Source organism: Stieleria marina (assembly GCA_007741555.1).
Classification (GTDB): domain Bacteria; phylum Planctomycetota; class Planctomycetia; order Pirellulales; family Pirellulaceae; genus K23-9.
The window spans coordinates 1,566,906-1,586,741 of sequence record CP036526.1 but is presented as its reverse complement, the minus strand read 5'-3'; the positions used below and the strand labels follow the sequence as shown (position 1 = coordinate 1,586,741).

The following is a 19,836-nucleotide window of genomic DNA, read 5'->3' as shown; positions in this document are numbered from 1 at the left end:
TGCTGTCGTCTCGTTGGGCCACACCGCCTGGAGAGCGACGAAACATTGTAGTTGCGAAACTATTGGACTTGAATGATTGCCAAGCCGGCGATCAAGTTCACGCCGGGTGTCAAACTGACCAGATCGACTTCAAGAGTGCCGGTCGATGTCGTGTTTTCAAACGGGACTGTGAACTCCGTGAATCTCTGGTCATCACGCATCGAAACCGTTCCCGAGCTGACTGCGACCGGAATGACTCCGGGCTGTGACTCTCTTACGGTCCACTGAAGCTGAACGACGCCATCCCGTTCGCCATCGCGTCGGATGCCAAACGTGTAGCTGCCTTCAGATGCAAACGTGGTCCCTCTCGCAGGAGGCAACAGCCCAGCTCCCAGACCACCTCCGTTTTCATTCAGGATCCGAATGGATCCCGGATCTTCTATTCCGAACTGAGCAAAGCCGTTTTCGTAGAGAACAAGCGAGGAGGGAAGTGGATCTTGTGGCTCCGATGCAACCACGGTTTTGGGCGTCACACTATGTAGGCGACCATCGATCGTAATGGAACTCAACCTCAAGTTGCGATCGACACCCGATTCATCCACGCCGTCGTTGATGAATTCAATCCGTACGTCTCGGTCCGTGACAGCGTCATCGATATCAAGGACTCGCTCTTCATCGGCTGTAAACGTCGCACGCTTTTCACCGCGAATGAAGACGTCGTACATGGCTCCCCCACCGCCGTAAACACTGAACACGATGCGAGAGCTTTCTTGAAATTCAAAGTACCCACTATCGACCAGCGTATCGCCGAGACCAAAACCGGATTGCACACCGTCCTCTTCGCTGAAAACGCCCGTCGCGAAAGTTTGGTTGTCCAGCACAGATGATCGTTGCACACGATCGCTGTCGAGATCCTCCACCACAATTCCTGAGAATTGAACTTCGCGATCTCTGCCAAATTCGTCCACTTGGCCATCGTCAATGAACTCAAGACGAAGATCCTCCAGAGCCAAATCCTTCTGGGTATAGATCACGAACTCACGAAAAATCGGCAGGAACCGCGTGCTGACTCCCTGATCCACCACGACTCCTTTGACCAGTTCGCCACTGCGCGTCGTCACCCGCACCGTTTGTTCGCTGGTACTGCCTTTCGCAAAAAATCGAATCAAAGTTCCCTGGCTCAACGGCCCCTGATCGCCCGCTTGAAAATAGCCATTGGTGTGCAGAGTGTTTCCACGGCCATATCCATCCGTTATGCCGTCGACTGCTAAGAAAGTTCCGTTGGAGAAGACGTTCTCGCTGGCCGGATCAAATTGGGTTCCATTCACATCGTATGACTGAACGATTAAGTTGCGATCGATGCCATTGTCCGGATCATAGAAATCGTTAGCAAATACGATTTGCACACGGTCAGCTGTAACGCCGTTCTCCACCGCGACAAAGTAGGTATTGAGACTAGTATCGACCTCGAATTCGCCCCGCAAGCTACCGTCGACGTGAATCTGGAGTACTTCATCACCGTTGTCCCCTCGAGCTTCAACCGAAATCTGCCCGGCTGGCTGCGAGTCGCTATCACTCGAGTAGGTAAAAATACTGTTGATGTTCAGTGTTTCGGTTTCGTAGTTGCCGGGACCGGTCAATCCGTCTCGCCAAATCCCGGTGCTAAAGGTGGCTGGGTCCTCGGTTTCAAATGCGACCCCGCCGAGCACCATTCGGTCGACGACCAAATTGCGATCAATGCCAACTGCAGGGACATACAGATCGTTGCCGAATGCGACGGAGACCTGATCGGCCGAAACCGGCGAATCCGTTTCGTAAACGAACCGCTCGAATTGTCGCTGGCCTACATTGCCGCCCACGCCATAGAACGTGGTGACATAGTTTTGGTCGATAAAGATGTCCAAGTTCTCTTCGCCGGTCTGCCCCGCCGCATAGATCTCGATCGTTTGCGATTGCACATTGCTAATTAGCAGTCCTTGAAAACGTTGAAGCGGTGCGGCTTGAAACGCCAATGCTGTTTCGATGTCACCCAATCGATGTTCCAAGTCCCAGTCAGCACCATTTAACGGGCTGCCCGTGACATCATCCGACGATGCAACATCGGCCCCGGTCAGTTGTGCAAGCTGAGCAACAAGTGCTTTCCCGGACGCTCCCGCAGCGACGTTGCAACCATACAGTAGAATGTCCGCATCGGCAGCAAGCGAGTTTCGCCAAGCCACTATTTGATCGCCACGGTGCCGCAGCGTTTGGGCGTCAAGCTGAGTTGAACCGAGTTGAACGACGCCGTCGCTGCCATGTGTGACCAAATGAATGCTCCGAACATCGGAGCGTCCCGATAAGACGCGGCTGATCTGTGCAACGCCGTCCGCATCGGGAGAGAGCAAAATGATTTCGGCCGACGGATCCGCAACACCCGCCAACAGCGTATCAACATCGTCCAGCGACGAATCGACAAACACAATCGACGGCGACGCGTCCTGTAATCGCAATTCTCCAACTGGCGCGGATGCCTCCCCACCAACTTGTGCACCCGCAACTTGTGTAGCCGCAACCTGCACCCCCGCATCGGCAGCCAACATCAGCCGAGGCTCCAGAGCGTTGAGACTCCAACGCTGGTTGCGATTCCGCGTGCGGCTTGGTTTATGAAATCGTTTTCTGAGCGAGCGAATCATGTTGCGTTGCGTGAAATAAAGAGGCAATTCCGGTCAGTCAAGTTGCGGCTCAAATTGTAGTCCGATTGGCTTGCGACACGAAGCGAGAAGAAGCAATCCTCCGCAGAGATGAAGGAGGCGAAAACGCACGTAAAGCGTCGTCTACTTGGCCGACTGCTGGATTCTGTGAGTGACGCCGTCGATATTGTCGTTGTAGTTGGCAACGTTTTGGACCTTGCCATTCGCATCGACCACGACTGTGATCTGTTTGGAATAGCCGGGGTACGACGATCGAGTGGCTCCCCCGTGAAGACGATCGCCTGATGGTTGATCCAATGCGACGACGCAGTCCAAATCACGCAACACGGCTAGCTTCGCCACGCTGGACGCACGAAGCGGGGGACTGAAGATCGCGATGACGTGTGTGTCGTCCTTCCCCGCAAATGCCTCATTCATTCGGCGCAGCGCTGGCAGAGCGCTGCGAAAATCGTTTTCGTCGGCTGGCATGAAGACCAATAGCAGCCGCTTGCCCTTCAGGTCCGGCGCATCGATCGTGCGTCCGCCGCGAATCCAAGACTGTATTTGCAGCTGGGGTGCCGGATCACCGTAACGCATCACTGGCTCGGCGGCGTCGCGAGGCGTCTTCACTTCGCCAATGCGTGCGATCAAATCCAAACAATCGGTTGTGATGCTGGTGTGTCGCCCACGTCGCGAAACTTGGTCGCGTTCAATCGCTCGTTCGTCAAAAACGCTCGTGCCAGCGGGCACACTCATGCCGAAAGTCTCCGGCGGAATGCTATCTAGCAATTGCACGTCATCGATAAAGAAAACTTTTGCTCGACTCAATTTCCCATCGCGATAGTCACCGCTCACAATGACCCTTGGAATCGACAAAGCTCCCACTTGAAACGGTGCCAACTGCCAGCGACTCTCGCCGCCATTGGCGTGCAAGTATTCACGCAGATGAACCAACCCGCTGGTCGCGTCTTGTTCGATGCGAAAGCTGCCGCCCTGAATCTCTTTTGAATAGACCAAGCGATCATTCTCGCGCGTCATCTCCTCGGTACCGGGCGGAATCGGTCGCGAGAGAATACTAAATACACTTGGCAAATGGATTCGCGATTTCCCGGACATGTAGACATTGCACTGACGATTAAATGCACCACAACGAATTTCGTTCACGCCATCGTCTAGATGCCGATCGATAACCTTCCCCGTTTCATACAAGAAAGTCCGATCCACGCGACGACGACCTACGTCCTGCGTCAGAGTGATCTCGCTCGTTGGGATTTCACCGAAAAACTCACGAAGTGCTCGTTCAGCTTCGTTCGCGTCGAGATGAACAAGTTTGTTGATCGCATCTCGAAACTCGGCCTGCGTAATGTCCTTTTCCAAGCTATTGTTTGCTCGGTATCGATAAATTCCCCGCAGCGTCCGTTCGGTATAACGTGGATCTGGCGTGGGCCCCTTGGCCACCGTCTCATCGCGCTGTGTTGACGACGCAAATACCAGTTCCGTTGAATCGCTAATTTGCTGAATCGAACCGTCATCGTCGGCAATTCGAATCGCGACCGCATCGAGCGGCAGGACAGCGGCAATGATCCCGTCCGCTTCCGTCTTGGCGTATTCCGTGTAGCTCCCCTGCGTCGGTACCGGATCCCAAGTGACTTGGTCGCTCGTGTACTCAAACGCAACTCCCGCCGCGGGTACGTCGCCACGCATTGCCTTGAGCTGCACTTTTTTCGCCGGCAACAGATCCCAAGTCAGCTTATCGCCCGCCTTCTGTTCGTCATCGACCAGCAGCACGTTTGTTGTGACCCAGTATTGGTCGCCCGCGGGCGGAACGATGCGCAGCTGGTAATTACCCTGGAAGATGCGGATATTGGCCAACCCCGAATCATCTGCCGTGCCGACGGAGTTGTGCTGTATCGTACGAGCCCCCATCAGTTCAAACTTCGTTCCCGGCACCAATTTACCTGTGACCGGATCGGTTGCTCCAACTGCAAGCGTGTTGCCCAAGTTGACTGACACATCCAATTGACCATCCGGACCGATCAGAACTCTGCGGCCAGGCCCTGGCGTGGTCGCAACTTGCTTGGAAACATGCGACAGAAAACTGGGATGTGAAAAACTCATCGACATCCCGATGCCATCGGGAATGGAACCAAAACGGTACTCGCCCTTCGCGTCGGTCTGCGTCATCCGCAAGTCTTCGGGAATCAGCGGCATCGTGGGGTAGCCCAGATTGGCCAATGGGCCGTCCTTGCCGAAGCTAAAACTGGTCGAGCGCGGCAGATCGTCGGGCCCATCATTGCTACGGTTGACCAATCCGGCGCGAACCGTCACGCCTGCGATCGGGTTGCCGTTTTGGTCGGTGATTTGTCCGTGCAATGCAATTGCAGGCCCGAAGACCAACTTGACCGCGATCGCTTCGCCGCTGAAAAACACCTTGCCCTCTTCATCTTCAAACGTCTTGCCCGGACGCTTGCCTGGTCGAAACTGAAACTCGCGGCACCAAGTGAGTCCGTGATTTCCAGCGATGCCAATCAGTTGCAACGGTGTGCGCAGCGGGATGCTATCGGGGTTATTGCCGACGCGTTTGAACGCGGGAACGATTAAATCCTCGACAAGAAAACTGCCGGCGTCGTCGGTTTTGACACGAGCGATTTCAAACTGAAACTCCTGCTTCTCGCCAGCCTGATCAGTTCCGCTGATGCGATTCCAATCCGCAATCCCCACGATGATGGTCGCGCCGGCCACCGGCTCATCATTCAGATTTTTCGCCATGCCAGAGAGCGAGATTCGGTGCAGTTCGATTTCGCCATTGCGACCGGCGAGCGTTTTCACCCATGAGGCCGGCTTTGCTTCGCCAAGCGATTCGGCTTCCTGCCCGCAAGCGTGTCGCGAGTCGATGCTCAACGCAAACACTGCTAACGTCAAGCAACGAGTCAAACTAGGAAAACGCATTGAAAGGGTCACTCCTGGCGCGGGCTTGAAATGGATTGATTCGGCCCTACGTCGCGGCTGCACAAATCGCTCCCGCTCCGAATGAGAACGCTCGGCCCGATCGTTCAATCCTGATAGACGAAGCATACCCCTTTTTCGATGTGGTATCGAATTCGACTCTTCCAAAGCAACCCATCGAACGCCCTGAACGCCATTGGTCCACGGCTGACAGAAACAAAGACGATCTACTGAACCTGCATCGGACACCGCAGAGTTCTCGCGACTCGCTGATCGTTTTATACCTGGCGGATCAATTTCGATACAATGATCAACTTCAATGTTTGCTGAATTGTTCACTCGACGGCGATGGAGGAGGCAATGGACATGCAAAAATTGACGGGGATCTTCTTCTACCTGACTGTGTGCCTGGCCGGTTCGGCGGCCCACTCAGGCGGTTCTTCGTTTTCCATCGATGGCAAAACGGGACTGGAAACACGCGGTCAATCGATTGACGATCCAACGGCAACGCCGATTCCCTTTCACGGGAACCTCGAGCGACAGGAGCTAGAGGTTCGCTGGTCTCCGATCAAGACCGATGCGCTCGGAAACGAATTGATCCTCTCGGGCAAGTTGTTGCATGTCGAAGAAACCGATACGGCAAGACCACTCTGCAACCAGCCATTTTCGATCTACCTAGCTAGACAAAGCGACAAGCGTCTCGATTGGTCAAAGAAGGCGATCTACAGCGAGACCATGATGGTCGACGGTTTTAGCGACAAGGAAGGAAACTTCGTTGGATCGGCCGATCTTTCAAAGACGAGCTTGGCTCTCGATAATCATGGTACGGTCCAAGTTGCCATCGCGTCAGCGAGCGCTGGCAGAAGAGGCCGGGAACGCTGGGTTTTCCGCCGGAATGATCGGCCTGGGATTTCGTCCAGCGTCAAGATGTTGAAACTGCCCCCGGCACCGAAGTTGGCTCCGGCCACTGACGAACTGAATCGGTTACGCAGTTGGCCCGATGATGACCTCGATGGAACACAGTTGCTTCGTACCGCGATGTCGTTGCAGAAAGCAGGGAAGGACTCGGCACTGGATGCAATCGACGCGTTCATCAATGTCCGAATCGGCGATCGTCAATGGCGAACTGGGGACTTCGACGACGAACGCGTGGTCGGAATGATCACGCACTTGGTCTTTGAGTCCAAGGATGGAAGCCCGCCTCCGCCGAGTTACATTTGCTTCTTTGATTTTGCGGGCGGTGACGATGGCGAAGCTCTCAAAAAGCAGTGGCCGAATGGATCCGTCATGTTCTCAAGTGGCATCCCATTCGTTGCCGGTCGGCAAAGAGGTGGATTTGCGGGAGTGATGCCGCCGATTGATCGTTTCTCCAATTGGATCAAGGAACACGGTCGACTTCGCAATCAGCCATTTGAACCGACAGTTGATCCGTTGAACGCCGCTGAAAGACTACTCAATAGCCCAATCATCAAGGCCATCACGGACAAGACTGAAGAGCCATTTTCTGGCTCGGTTCAAATCAACTATATCCGTCGGCAAGCCTTGGCGATGGTTGGCCTACCCATCAACCCTGAGCAACCGCACTACGCAGGACCGGAAATTCCCGAGGATCTCTGGCGTCGTCTAATCGAAGTGGCAAAATCGACTCCCATCGCTTGGGACTCAAAACTGCAGCGATTCGATGCGAGGCGAAGCAGCCCTCGCTATCAAGAACTCATCGACGAAGCGATGAAGTCGAAAATGGAGCCTTGCGACAAGTAAAAAAAATAGCTGTCCTTAGCCGCATTGCTCCTCTCTTTCAAGCAATGTCTTTGCTCGAGTCGATGGGAATGCCACTCGGTACCGCCTCGATTTGCTAAGTTCCCAATGAAGGAACGATCAACGCACTGGCGAAGCAGAAACGTGATGTGATTCGTCACCGCACTGATCGACTCAGCGATCTTCTCCACCGGCATTCGCCGCATTGGGGGTGGGTTTGGTTGAGGTCTCGCTTCTAGTTTCGGGGTGGAAGATCCTTTGCGTGTCGGATCTTTAACAAGATCCACTACGGGGAAGTTTGGCTAGCGGGATTACTCTTGCTCAGTTACTTCGCTGCCATTTTTGCTATATCCCGGACGACCATGAGGGTAAACACGGAGCGAAGCGAAGACTCCAGGGACAGGTAGCCAGTAAAGTGCTAGGGTAAGTGATCTCTTGGGCATCGGCCACTTGGTTCTACTCAGAACCCGCATGCTCCAGAACGCTAGCTAAGTCACAAACGGAGCCCCTCTTTGATCAGACCTGCTGTGTCCGTGGGTTCGATCATCGAAGCTTCGTCGGCGACGGAGTTCACCGCGTTGTGGGATCGTGACGCTGAATGGGATCGGCGGATAGAGATGATCGCGACGGCGCGTTCTTTCTTACACCTGTCGACGCTGTATGTGGAATGGGATGAAGTTGGACGCGAGGCTTTGGCCGAATTGCTCAAAGCGCAGCAACGCGGCGTCGCGACCATCCTCCTGATAGATCGCTTCGGCCAGCGACTTGGCGGCTACCTCATGACCAGGACCGATCGAGCACGGCTGCGCGATAAGCTGAACGAACTCAGGAGAGCGGGTGGCCAGGTGGTGATGTACTCACCCAAGCATGTGATCGATCGGTATGTGGGGTGCGGACATCACATCAAGATTCAGCTTTCTGATCGAGGGGAAGCGATCTTCGGAAGCAGCAACCTCTCGCGAAGCTCGTTCAAAGAATGGAATGAATTCTCCGTCGCGCTGCGTGGCCCCATCGTGGACGTGTTGTCGCGAAACTTCAACGAGTTGCTTGGATCATCGGTTCCGGCAAGCACTCCTTTGCCAAGCAAGCCATCCCTGCCCTCGCAGAACATCCCGATGGACTATTGGTCGTATAACCCGACCGAGGACCCGTGTCGTTGGGGTGCGTTCCATCGCTGCCAGACGAATCCGCTTACCGCGATGTTGGCCGACAAGATCCGCAACGCTCAACACACCATCCGGCTTACCAGTTTTTACTACAAACCAGCCCGCGTGATCGTCGAAGCGCTCAAAGAGGCCACTTCGCGTGGTGTGACGGTAGACATTTTTCACTCCAATGCTTCGTCCCTCAATACGCCACTGCCATGGTTGGCTGCCGCGACCGGCTATGAATCTCTGGTGCGACAGGGTGCCAACATCTACGAGAATCAACACGGCGAACACTCCAAAATCATTCTGATCGACGACAAATGGACCGCGTTTGGGAGTTACAACTTTGAAGATGCGGCCGACAGTCGATGGGCAGAAGCGATGCTCACAACAAAGGATCCGTCGATTCTGGCTGTGATCCGAGCTATCTTTCAGGGGCTTGATTCTGATCCAGACAATGAACTTGTGACAGCCGAAGAGCTCAACAAGTGGCCTCTGATGCAGCGAGTTTCGACCAAACTCTTTCGCCCAATCAAGGGCTGGTTTTGAAGCAACGCTGCTTACGTTGGCTAGCTCTGCTGCTGACGCCGGCCCAATTCGGGGCGGATTCGCATGAGATTTCTCGAGGAAATGGTTGTACTTCAAAGATCCCTTGCGCGTCGGATCTTTAACAAGATTCACTCCCCGGAAACTATGCTACGCGAGATTACGGCTGCTGCACTTCGTCTCGGGTCAGTGTGCCGTCGCTGTCTTTGTCCAGTTCGTCGAAGATCGGGTGGATCTTTTTGGGCGTGTCCGACTTCTGCAACTTGCCATCATTGTCGGTGTCTAGTTTGTCAAAGGTTTTCAGTCTTGCAGCGATCTCGGCCATCCGAAGGGCTCGCTGACGCACGGTCATCCCGGACTTTCCTGCTGACGCGGATGATCTGGGAACGGCGTAGTTGAAATAGCCGATCATCATTTCGTCCCAAGTTTGGTCTCCCCAGCGAACGGTATCGGTGGGATCGGGATTGTTCAAATTGTCTTCGCTGTTGTCGAACACCGCGGTGCACAAAAATCGGCTGCCAGCGGGAACCGCCATCGGCTGCTGGAGCACGTAACTGGTTTGCCAATTAAAATCGTAGGCAGGAATTTCCAAAATCGTTGTCTGCTTGCCGCCTGTCACCAATTCGTACTGAAACGATTTGCCGCGAACGTGCATGTGGGGACTCATGCTTAGCAAGGTCGCCTTGTCTGGAAACGGGGGGCTGTTGGCGGTGGTGGTGTAATCCGATTCACCCGGCGGAATTTTTAGCCGAGTCTGGAGGGCGCTGGTCGTGACGACTTCGTGAGTGATCGATTCAGCATCGGCAAAGCAAAGCCCAAGCTGACTTTGGTCCTGCTGCTCCGTCCCGACCGGTGTATAGTGAACTTGAAAGACCAATTCGCTCCCCGCTGGGATCAACTTCGCGTGCCCGCTGGGCCAAATGTCGGGACTTTGGCCGGGAACGTAACCGACCAGAAAGCCGCGAGCGCCGTCGAGGCGGTCGTAGTTTCCTTTGGGAACAGCAAACGCCAAAATATGGTGCACGACTTCGCGGTTACCTGGTTTCAGTTCGGCGGCTTCTAACCAAACGTCTTCGGTAAAACCTGGATCAAACTTGAAGTACTGATAGCGAACCGCGCCGGCAGCTGGCACATCGAAGGGTGTGGGACTGACCGGAATGATCCGATCGGGTTGGCGGGGCAGGCGCCAGTTGGCGACCTTCTCCGGAGGCAACGGCAAATCGGTCAGGTCGCCCGAGGGCGCGCCAGCATCGGCCCATGCGTAAAGTGTTTCTTTTTCTTCCTGTGACATGCCACGATCATTGGCAAACGTGGCATGGTCATCGGTGGCGTGCCACGGTGGCATGCGGCCGTCACGAACGACTTCGGCAATCATGTCTGACCATCCAGCGACTTCTTCGTAGTCAGTCAATGCGAACGGAGCGATCTCACCTTCGCGATGGCATGAAACGCATCGGTTGTTCAGAATCTTGGCAACCTCAGCGCCATAGGTGACCGTACTCTGGGGGTCCGTTGTTTTGGTGCGTCCGATGAGGCAGCCGACGGCTTGAGTCGACGGCACGCTGACATCTTGCCCGAACGTCAGTTCATTCAGCGTGATGCGGAGATCCTTGCGTCGTGGCTCGTCGCGCACATAGCCGATCCCGTACTGGTCATCGACGCGGCCTTGGTAGCGAAGTTTGCGTTTGGCGTCGTAAACAAAAATTTCGGGCGTGCGCTTAGCGCTGACGGAATCGGCAAAAGCATTGCCCGCGTCTTTCAAGACCGGAAAGTCGATTTTCTGTCTGGCAACGAACGCGCCGATTTCTTCGAGCGAATCTTGCCGGTTGCTCATCACAGCGACGACGCGAACCCCATTGGCTTGGTAGTCTTTCGCGATTTCCCCCAGCCGGACAGCGTACAGTTTCGCCAGAGGGCACTCGGTCCCCAAGAACGCCACCACCAAAATCGAATCATCGGAAAATTCGTCCAGCGTCCACTGCTTTCCGCGATGATCGACAAGGTTCAAACTATCCAGCGTCTGGGCGGAAGACGGAAGCACAATGCAAAGTGACAACAGGATAAACAGAGGGTATCGCATGTGATTCACTACAAGAGACAAGGTGAGTGACGCGGGAAAAATCCGCGCCGGAATGCTATGGTCAAGGATGATGCCCCGCCGCTGTCGCCAACGCTGTGCTGAGCTGAGGGCTCTGCGGCAAAACATTCTGCGTGCTCGGCGACCGAGCACCGATGACCGTCCTTGGGGCGACAGGATTGATTCGCTGAAACAGTTTATCACGATTGGCCAGACGTTACGCTATCTTCCATGCTTGAAATTCAATCCGCCCTCGATGTCCTGCTGCCCGAATCGGTGCTCGTGATCGACGTTTGCGATGTCGCCGGCGGGTGCATTAGCGAGGCTTACGGGGTAGCGGTCCGAGATGAGAGCGGCGAACGCATGTTGTTTTTGAAAAGCAACAAACCGTTATTCGAGGAGAATTTTCAGTGCGAAGCCGAAGGATTGGCCCAGCTAGCAAACGTCGAGGCAGTCCGTGTCCCCAAGTTGGCCGCCCAGGGGCTCGCGGTCGGCAAGTCCTGGCTGGTCACGGATTGGGTCAAAAAGGGGCCACAATCGGGCGACTTTTTTGCAAAATTTGGCAGCCAACTAGCCCGGCTTCATCGGGACAGCCGCGGTGACGAAATTGGCTGGCACCGAGACAACTACTTGGGTAGTAGCAAGCAGATCAATGCGTCTCGGTCGGGCTGGGCTGAGTTTTTTGCTTCGCAGCGAATCGAGCATCAACTGCGTTGGGCCGTCGACCAAGGATTAGTCGACGCAGCATTTCGCCAAAACGTCGGTCAAATTGTCCGCAGGATGCCGGAGCTACTCCACGGCCGCGACGACTACACATCGCTATTGCATGGTGACCTATGGAGCGGAAACTACCTTTGCGATAGGAGCGGCGAACCCGTGCTGATTGACCCGGCCGTGTACCGAGGTTGTCGCGAAGCCGAATTTGGGATGCTGCAGCTGTTTGGTTCGTGCCCCGCTTCGTTTTACGAATCTTATCAAGCCGCCTGGCCGATGCCGGACGATTGGGAACGCCGAGTGGCCGTGTACGTCCTGTATCACTTGCTCAATCATCTAAATTTGTTTGGACAAGGATATCTACCACAGTGCCGGTCCGTCGCGGCAGAGGTTCTGCGTAGCTAAACGCTCGGCAGTAAATGCACTGCAGCTAAACCGGCAGCAGGGCTAAAGCTGCGGTTGGGCTAAAGCGGCAGGTGGGCGAAACCGACAAAGGCGCGAAACAGCTGCTGGCCGGGACCTCGCACCACTTCGCCAGTACCACCTCGGCTTGCGCTTTTGCAGCGAGATGATTACGATGGAAGCGGAATTTCCGTTTTCTCTCACGTACCATCATCATGCTTGCTGCACGCGTCATCCCCTGTTTGGACGTCCATGAAGGCCGTGTCGTGAAGGGCACAAATTTCGTTAATCTTCGGGACGCAGGTGATCCCGTCGAAGTCGCGCGGCGATACGAAGCCGAAGGCGCCGACGAATTGGTTTTCCTCGACATCACGGCCAGCCACGAACAACGCGACACCATCATCGATGTGGTGCGACGAACAGCCGAACAGGTATTCATGCCGTTGACTGTCGGCGGCGGAGTGCGAACCGTCGACGATGTGCGGGCTCTTTTGTCCGCTGGCTGTGACAAGGTGTCGATCAATTCGGCCGCCTGCAAAGACCCGGATTTTGTACGTCGCGCAGCGGATCGATTTGGCAGCCAATGCATCGTGGTCAACATTGACCCCAAGCGAGTGCAGAAGGACGGCGAAGAGTTTTGGGAAGTCCATATCAACGGTGGACGAAAGCCGACGGGCCTGCAAGCAGTCGAGTGGGCACTGGAAGTCGAAAAGCTCGGCGCGGGCGAAATCGTGTTGACCAGCATGGACGCGGACGGAACGCGAGACGGTTTTGACCTTCCGATCACCGCAGCGGTCAGCGAAGCCGTTTCGATCCCGGTCGTTGCCAGTGGTGGTGCCGGGCACCCGAGCCACCTTGCCGATGCGATTGTCAAAGGCAAAGCGGACGCGGCGTTAGCGGCAAGCATTTTTCACTTTGGCGAATTCACGATCGCCGAAACAAAACAGATCATGCGAGACGCTGGCATCGCCGTCCGGCTGTAGCAGGCGTTTGAATACCCTCAAAAAGTCCCGCCAGAGAGCCTCGCAGCAAAGGCGTTTTGGCAGCTAATAAGTCACAACGGGCCGGCATGCCCATCCGGCTTTTCGGCGACGTAGCAACGCCGGGGATCGCGACTGTCCGAGCCAATGGCGGACAATCTCAGTACCATCACGCACGATTTGACCGCCACGAACGGCGTTTAATCGCTGGGCAACATGGCGTTTGATCGCTGGGCTAGTTGACCAAAGGCGGGCTGGGCGATTAGAAAACCACGTCGAAAGTGCCGTTTTTCCACCCTCCTCTTTGAAGTCTTGAACCGTGTCCGATGCCACCGAAGCGGAAGTCGTTCCCGTCCAAAATGCACTGATCAGCGTCAGCGACAAAATGGGACTGGCTGATCTGGCCGCTGGACTGCAGCGCGCGGGCGTGACGATCTACAGCACCGGCGGAACCCGTCGACACCTGGAACAGTCTGGAATCGAAGTTCTGGACGTCGCCGACTACACCGGCTTTCCCGAAATGCTCGATGGCCGCGTGAAGACGCTGCATCCAAAAATCTTCGGCGGGATCCTGGCAATTCGCGACCGCGACGATCACATGGATGCCATCGACGAACACGATATCGTTCCGATGGACTTGGTCATTGTCAATCTTTATCCGTTCGCAGCCACGGCGGCACGCCCCGGCGCGACGCGCGAAGAATGTGTCGAACAGATTGATATCGGTGGGCCAAGCCTAGTTCGCGCTGCCGCAAAGAATCACGTCGACGTTGCAGTATCGACCAGCCCTCAACAATACGGGCAACTGCTAGAACAGCTGGACGATCTCGGCGGAACAACGCTTGAGTTTCGCGAAAAGCTAGCTGCCGAAGCGTTTGAGCACACCGCCAGCTACGACCGTGCGATCGCTGACTTCATGCGTGGCGAATCAATCGCCGGTGAATTTCCATCCAGCATGCATTTGTCGCTGCGTCGCAAAGCCCAGCTGCGATACGGCGAAAATCCTCATCAACGCGCCGCGGTCTATTCGGATCCAACCGTTCGCAGCGCCAGCGTGGTTGCCGCCCGGCAGCTCAGTGGCAAAGAATTGTCCTACAACAATCTGTTGGACTTGGATGCCGCACTGGAAATCGTCCGCGGCTTTGCACGGCCCGCCGTGTCGGTGATGAAACACAACAATCCTTGTGGTGCAGCGACCGATGATTCGCTCGCCCAGGCGTGTCGCAAAGCACTTGCCGGTGATCCGCTCAGCGCGTTTGGATCAGTCCTCGGGTTTAACCGAACGGTCGATGAAGAAACAGCCGAAATGCTGTGCGAGCCCGGACTGTTTATCGAAGCGATTGTCGCGCCAGACTTTTCCGCCGGTGCAGTGGGCATGCTGACGACACGGCCTCGCTGGCGAGAAAACGTTCGACTGATGCAGGTCGGACGCCTTGATCTGCCGGCCCCCGCGACGCAGCTGCGGTTTATCAGCGGCGGAATGCTGGCTCAGGACGCCGACCGAATGACCAGTTCGCCGCTTCAGTGGTCGACTCCCACCAAAACAAAAGTCTCGAGCGAAATGTGGGACGACATTTCCTTTGGCTGGGAAATGGTTCGGCACGTCAAAAGCAACGCAATCGTGCTGGCCAAAGACACTTCTCTGATCGGCGTTGGTGCGGGACAGATGAGCCGGGTCGATAGCGTCGAAATTTCGATCGACAAAGCGGGCGACCGATCAACGGGATCGATCCTGGCATCAGACGCTTTCTTTCCGTTTCCCGATTCGATCGAAGCGGCTGCCGAAGCCGGTGTCGTTGCCGTGGTTCAACCGGGCGGCTCCCGTCGCGATCAAGAAGTAATCGATGCGTGTGACGAGCACGGCATTCCCATGGTCCTGACCGGTCGCCGGCACTTCAAGCACTAATGACAATTCTGGACGACATCCTTGTCAAGACACGCGAAACGATCCAAACGGATCGGTCCAAGGTGCCTGCGTCAGAATTAGAAGCGGCGATCAAAGACCTGCCACCTTGCCGCGACTTTCATGAGGCGCTGGCGACAGGCGACTTCGTCAATTTGATCGCCGAAGTCAAACGTGCCAGCCCTTCGGCAGGATTGATACGCCAAGATTTTGATCCCGTCACCATCGCACGATCCTACGAACAAGGCGGAGCATCGTGCATCAGCGTGCTGACGGACGAACCGTTTTTTCAAGGGTCACTGGAATTTTTGAAAGCGATTCGCGCGGCGGTGGAGTTGCCGCTTCTGCGTAAAGACTTCATTGTCGATCGATACCAACTGCTGCAAGCTCGACAGGCTGGGGCAGATTGCGTTTTGCTGATCGCCGAATGCCTGACGCCCAGCCAACTGCGAGAGCTTCACGACCAGGCCGCCGAATTGGGCCTGCAGACGCTGATCGAATTGTTCGACGCCCATAATCTGGAAGCTGTCTTGGCCACCGGCACCTCTTTGGTCGGCATCAACAATCGGGATCTGCGGACGTTTCATACCACGCTGCAGCACACCCTGGATCTGTGCCCATCGGTTCCCACAGACCGCCTGATCGTCGGCGAAAGTGGGATTCGCAGCCATGATGACCTGGTCCTTTTGCGGAGCGGGGGCGTCAAAGCAGTCCTGGTGGGCGAATCATTGATGCTGCAGGATGATATTGTTTCAGCGACTCGTCGACTGCTGACCGGGAAATAGCATTCCAAATCGAGATTCTTCGCCAAGTTTTGGAAGTCGGGTTTGACTTTGGGAACACGGCCAATTGTGATCAAAGTTATTGTTGGCGACATCTGATCGCGGGCAGACCAAATGAATTTATTCCCCAGAGACAGCCCGCGATGAGTCCCGAAGGCGAGCGATTTGGCGTCTACGACCATCGATTGACGATTATCGGATTGCTGCTGATCGCGTTTAGTGTCGCGTTGGGTGGTTACCGCGCGATCACCAAATACCAAGTACCAGGGCCGTTTTCGCACGATAACGCAGGCTTCTGTGACTTTCACAACGGGCTGTATTTTCCAACCGCGGCGTTGATCGAAGGCATCTCGCCTTACGGCGAAGTCTACGCGACGACCTATCCGGTCGACCGACAAGTCCCGTTCTTTTCGCCCGGCTTTTTCGCGATGCATGCACCTCTTGCGATACTGCCGCTGCGAATTGCAGAAGTCGCCTACTTCGTCCTGATCGTGCTGACCGCGCTTGCGATCGGCTTTTTTGTCGCCTCGATGGTGGGCCGGTATCGACGCTGGGATCTGATACTGATGATCACCGGACTGCTGCTGCTGTCACGTGGCGGGCAATCGACTTTGTATGTCGGCTATTTTACGATGGAAATCGTGCTGGCCACTTTGCTGGCGATCCACTGGGCACCGCGGCGACCTTGGTTGGCGGCATTGGCTCTGGTGATCGTATCAGCGAAACCAACGTACATTTTGCCACTGGGCTTCTTGATGCTGGCACGCGGCAACTACAAAGCACTGGCCATTGGGGCTGTCCTGAGTCTCGTTGCAGCCGGGATTCCGTTTGCTTGGTTGGCCGCCCATGCCAGCGAAGGAAACCTGATCACCGGGGTCTGGGAAATTGCCGAAGACATCCGCGCGACACAGGATGTGCACATGCTGGTTGCCGACGAAATGCCTGTGAACACATGGACGCGAATCGACTTGCCCGCCATCGTCGCCAAATGGATGCAGGCTGACCCAAGCCAAGCGAAACTGGTCGGCATCATGTTTTTTGTTTTGGCATTGCCGATGGTTGTGCTTTTCCGCCGAAACAAGGCGGGCGTCGACGACGGGGCAGCGGGGCTGACTGGGCTTCTGATTCTCAGTGCGTTCCTGGCCAGCATCTATCACCAATCCTATGACGCGATGGTGTTGATCGCTCCGCTGGTGGGAATTTTGATCGGATCACCCGCAATCTGGCGGCGTGCTGAAGGCCACAAGAGATGGAAACTACTGACGATTGCTGGACTGATCGTGCTTCCGCTGTACAGTTTTTATTCGACTCGAATTTTGCTCGGTCGCGCTGATCCGGCCCCGGTTGTGCTGCGAGTTTTGACGAGCGTATCTGGTGTCAGCGTCGCCGTCCTGATGCTACTTGCGTGCTGGATGGCCTGGAAGCAATTGGGCCAGGATAGCGAAAACACCGATCGAACCATCCCGGCGGTCTCGACGTAAAGGTGGGATCCTAACGGTTATCCGGTTCTTTGGGGTTACCCACTCGGAATCAGGCAGACCGGCATATCCATTGCCAAAGTAGCAGTTGTTCAAGGCGTTACAGGTAGTAATATGTATGCACTTGCCCGTCACGACACCACCTTGTCAGGTGTGATATCCACTGTGACCGGCATGGCCTGTTGTTGCCCACCTAGATTGCCCACTGAGACGAAGCATGCCACAGCCGTCAGAAAACGAATTTTTTCAACCCGCAAAAGCGTCTCTGGAGCCGAGCGAACAGCTCAAAGCGTCCAAGGACTCCGTGCGTTTTCGCCCCGCCAAAGTCATCATGGCGTTGCCGGCCTACAACGAACAAGAATCGCTTCCTGAACTGCTCGAACGAATTGGCGAAGCATTTGCCGACAGCAACTTGCCCTACGAAGTGGTGATCGTCGACGACGGCAGCAGCGACGACACGGCAAAGATCGCGTCACAAATGTCGTTTCAAATGCCGATCCACTTGCTTCAGCACGAACAAAACGCTGGCTTGGGCGTGACGATTCGCGATGGTCTTCGCGAAGCCGTCGACCGTGCTGGCGAACGCGACATCATCGTGACGATGGATGCCGACAACACGCACCCGCCGGGATTGATCAACCGCATGGTGCAAATGATCCACGAAGGCTGCGACGTCGTCATCGCATCTCGCTTTGAAAGCGGCGGCTGTGCGGTTGGCGTTCCCTTTGAACGCGTGCTCCTTAGCTTAGGTGCAAGAGCACTGTTCACCGTCATGTTCCCCACACGCGGTGTGCGTGATTACACGTCCGGCTATCGCGCCTACCGCGCTTCGGTGATCCGCCAAGGTTTCGCTGACCACGGCGACGACTTGGTCGGCGAAAAAGGATTCTCTTGCATGGCAGACATCCTGCTGAAACTGCGAAAGCAAGGCGTCCTGTTCGGCGAAGCTCCCCTGCGTTTGCGTTACGATCGCAAAGGCGGCGAAAGCAAGATGCAAGTCTTCAAGACCATTTGGTTGACACTTAAATTGCTCGCCCGTAATCGCTTCGGGATTAAGAAGTAGTCCTGTGAGCACCAATCCGAAGAGCAAGTGGCTGGTCGTCGGCGGCGGCGTCATGGGTCTCAAAATTGCCAAGGACTTGGTAGCCAAAGGACAAGACGTCACGATCGCCGAAGCGGCCCCGAAATTTGGCGGACTTGCGAGTGCCTGGAAACTGGGTGACATCACCTGGGACCGGTTTTATCACGTGACGTTGCTGAGTGATTCATACCTTCGTGAGTTACTGGACGAACTTGGCCTGGAAAAAGAACTCGACTGGGTCGAAACTCGAACCGGGTTCTACGCCGGTGGCGAATTGCTTTCGATGAGCAATACGGCTGAGTTTCTGAAGTTCCCACCGCTATCGATGTTTGAGCGGTTACGTCTGGGCGGCACCATTTTTTACGCCTCCAAGATTCGCAATTGGCGAAGAATGGAAAAGCTGTCGGTCGAAAAATGGCTTCGTCGCTGGTCAGGCAATGGGGCGTTTGAAAAAGTATGGCTGCCGCTGCTCAAAGCAAAACTAGGCGAAGCCTACAAACAGACGTCGGCCGCTTTTATCTGGGCACACACGGCGCGAATGTACAAAGCCCGACGCAGTGGCGCCAAAAAGGAAATGTTCGGTTACGTGCCCGGTGGATACGCACGCATCCTAGAACGTTTCTGCGAATACTTGACGGATAAAGGCGTTCGTTTGCTGGCAGGGCATCCCGTCACATCGGTCCGCCAGTGCAATGATGGTTCGCCCAGTGGACAACTGGAAGTCGATTTTGGCGAAGGCCGCATTGAACGTTTTGACAATGTTGTCTCGACAATCGCGTCCCCGCTGATCGCGAAACAATGCGAAGAACTGAGCGATCAAGAGAAACAAGAACTCAACGGCATCAAATACATCGGCGTCGTCTGTGCATCGATGCTGTTGAAGAAGCCGATCAGCCCCTATTACGTCACGAACATTACCGATACTTGGGTTCCCCTGACGGCTGTGATCGAAATGTCGACGATCGTCGATTCCCAGACACAGCTAGACGGACAACACTTGGTCTATCTGCCCAAGTACCTGCCGGACGACCATGACGGCCTGCAGGAGAGTGACGAAGACTACAAGGAGAAATGCCTTTCGACGCTGGAGAAAATGTACGATCATTTTTCGCGAGACAACGTCACAGCATTTCAGATCGCCCGCGCCAAATACGTCGCGGCACTCGCAACGATCGACTATAGCACTCGTCTTCCACCGATCGTCACCAGCGTCCCAGGATTCTACGCTTTGAATTCAGCGCACATCTTGGAAGGCAATCTGAATGTCAACGAGACGATCCGTTTAGGTGAAGACAAGCTGGCGGGCGAAGTCTGGACGGACTACCTGTCTCGTTGCAAAGCCGAATCGGCCTGAACGAAAACGCGTGACAGTC

12 protein-coding genes are annotated in these 19,836 nt (G+C 55.4%); 9 read left to right on the top strand and 3 right to left on the bottom strand.

The window, feature by feature from the left end; all coding sequences use genetic code 11:
• Positions 1-59: 59 nt before the first annotated feature.
• Positions 60-2,651 carry a DUF4347 domain-containing protein gene (locus tag K239x_RS05565; protein ID WP_145416754.1) on the bottom strand — a complete coding sequence of 864 codons (2,592 nt, stop codon included), beginning with the start codon at positions 2,649-2,651 and terminating at the stop codon, positions 60-62.
• A 141-nt stretch (positions 2,652-2,792) separates the two neighbouring features.
• Positions 2,793-5,597 carry a hypothetical protein gene (locus tag K239x_RS05560; RefSeq protein WP_419189709.1) on the bottom strand — a complete coding sequence of 935 codons (2,805 nt, stop codon included), beginning with the start codon at positions 5,595-5,597 and terminating at the stop codon, positions 2,793-2,795.
• 363 nt (positions 5,598-5,960) lie between these two features.
• Between K239x_RS05560 and K239x_RS05555 the strand changes: the two genes are divergently transcribed.
• Both K239x_RS05555 and K239x_RS05550 read left to right on the top strand, forming a co-directional pair.
• The gene (locus K239x_RS05555; protein WP_419189708.1) at positions 5,961-7,355 is read left to right on the top strand and encodes a hypothetical protein; all 1,395 of its coding nucleotides are present in this window, start codon (positions 5,961-5,963) and stop codon (positions 7,353-7,355) included.
• A 509-nt stretch (positions 7,356-7,864) separates the two neighbouring features.
• Positions 7,865-9,049: a phospholipase D-like domain-containing protein gene (locus tag K239x_RS05550; RefSeq protein WP_145416748.1), complete on the top strand. Its 1,185-nt coding sequence runs from the start codon at positions 7,865-7,867 to the stop codon at positions 9,047-9,049.
• A gap of 157 nt (positions 9,050-9,206) precedes the next feature.
• On the opposite strand, the gene K239x_RS05545 is transcribed toward K239x_RS05550, so the two are convergent.
• On the bottom strand, positions 9,207-11,126 hold the full coding sequence (locus tag K239x_RS05545; RefSeq protein WP_145416745.1) for a redoxin family protein: 1,920 nt from the start codon (positions 11,124-11,126) through the stop codon (positions 9,207-9,209).
• 228 nt (positions 11,127-11,354) lie between these two features.
• On the opposite strand from K239x_RS05545, the gene K239x_RS05540 reads away from it, so the two are divergent.
• The 7 genes from K239x_RS05540 (at position 11,355) to K239x_RS05510 (ending at position 19,817) form a co-directional block, all read left to right on the top strand.
• Positions 11,355-12,242: a fructosamine kinase family protein gene (locus K239x_RS05540; RefSeq protein WP_145416743.1), complete on the top strand. Its 888-nt coding sequence runs from the start codon at positions 11,355-11,357 to the stop codon at positions 12,240-12,242.
• Positions 12,243-12,454: 212 nt separating this feature from the next.
• Positions 12,455-13,222, top strand: a complete 768-nt coding sequence (hisF, locus tag K239x_RS05535; protein ID WP_145416741.1) for an imidazole glycerol phosphate synthase subunit HisF — start codon at positions 12,455-12,457, stop codon at positions 13,220-13,222.
• A 382-nt stretch (positions 13,223-13,604) separates the two neighbouring features.
• Complete coding sequence (gene purH, locus K239x_RS05530) at positions 13,605-15,125, top strand: bifunctional phosphoribosylaminoimidazolecarboxamide formyltransferase/IMP cyclohydrolase (protein ID WP_145422194.1); 1,521 nt, start codon at positions 13,605-13,607, stop codon at positions 15,123-15,125.
• Positions 15,125-15,907, top strand: coding sequence for an indole-3-glycerol phosphate synthase TrpC (gene trpC, locus K239x_RS05525; protein ID WP_145416739.1), 783 nt, complete (start codon positions 15,125-15,127; stop codon positions 15,905-15,907). Before purH ends, trpC begins: the two co-directional genes overlap by 1 nt.
• Positions 15,908-16,047: 140 nt before the next feature.
• Positions 16,048-17,385 (top strand): glycosyltransferase family 87 protein, encoded by a 1,338-nt coding sequence (locus K239x_RS05520; RefSeq protein ID WP_145416737.1) that lies wholly within the window; start codon positions 16,048-16,050, stop codon positions 17,383-17,385.
• 214 nt (positions 17,386-17,599) lie between these two features.
• A complete protein-coding gene (locus K239x_RS05515) occupies positions 17,600-18,445 on the top strand; it encodes a glycosyltransferase (protein ID WP_145416735.1) in 846 nt (281 codons plus the stop codon).
• A 52-nt stretch (positions 18,446-18,497) separates the two neighbouring features.
• Positions 18,498-19,817, top strand: coding sequence for an NAD(P)/FAD-dependent oxidoreductase (locus tag K239x_RS05510; protein ID WP_145422193.1), 1,320 nt, complete (start codon positions 18,498-18,500; stop codon positions 19,815-19,817).
• The last annotated feature ends 19 nt before the right edge of the window (positions 19,818-19,836 follow it).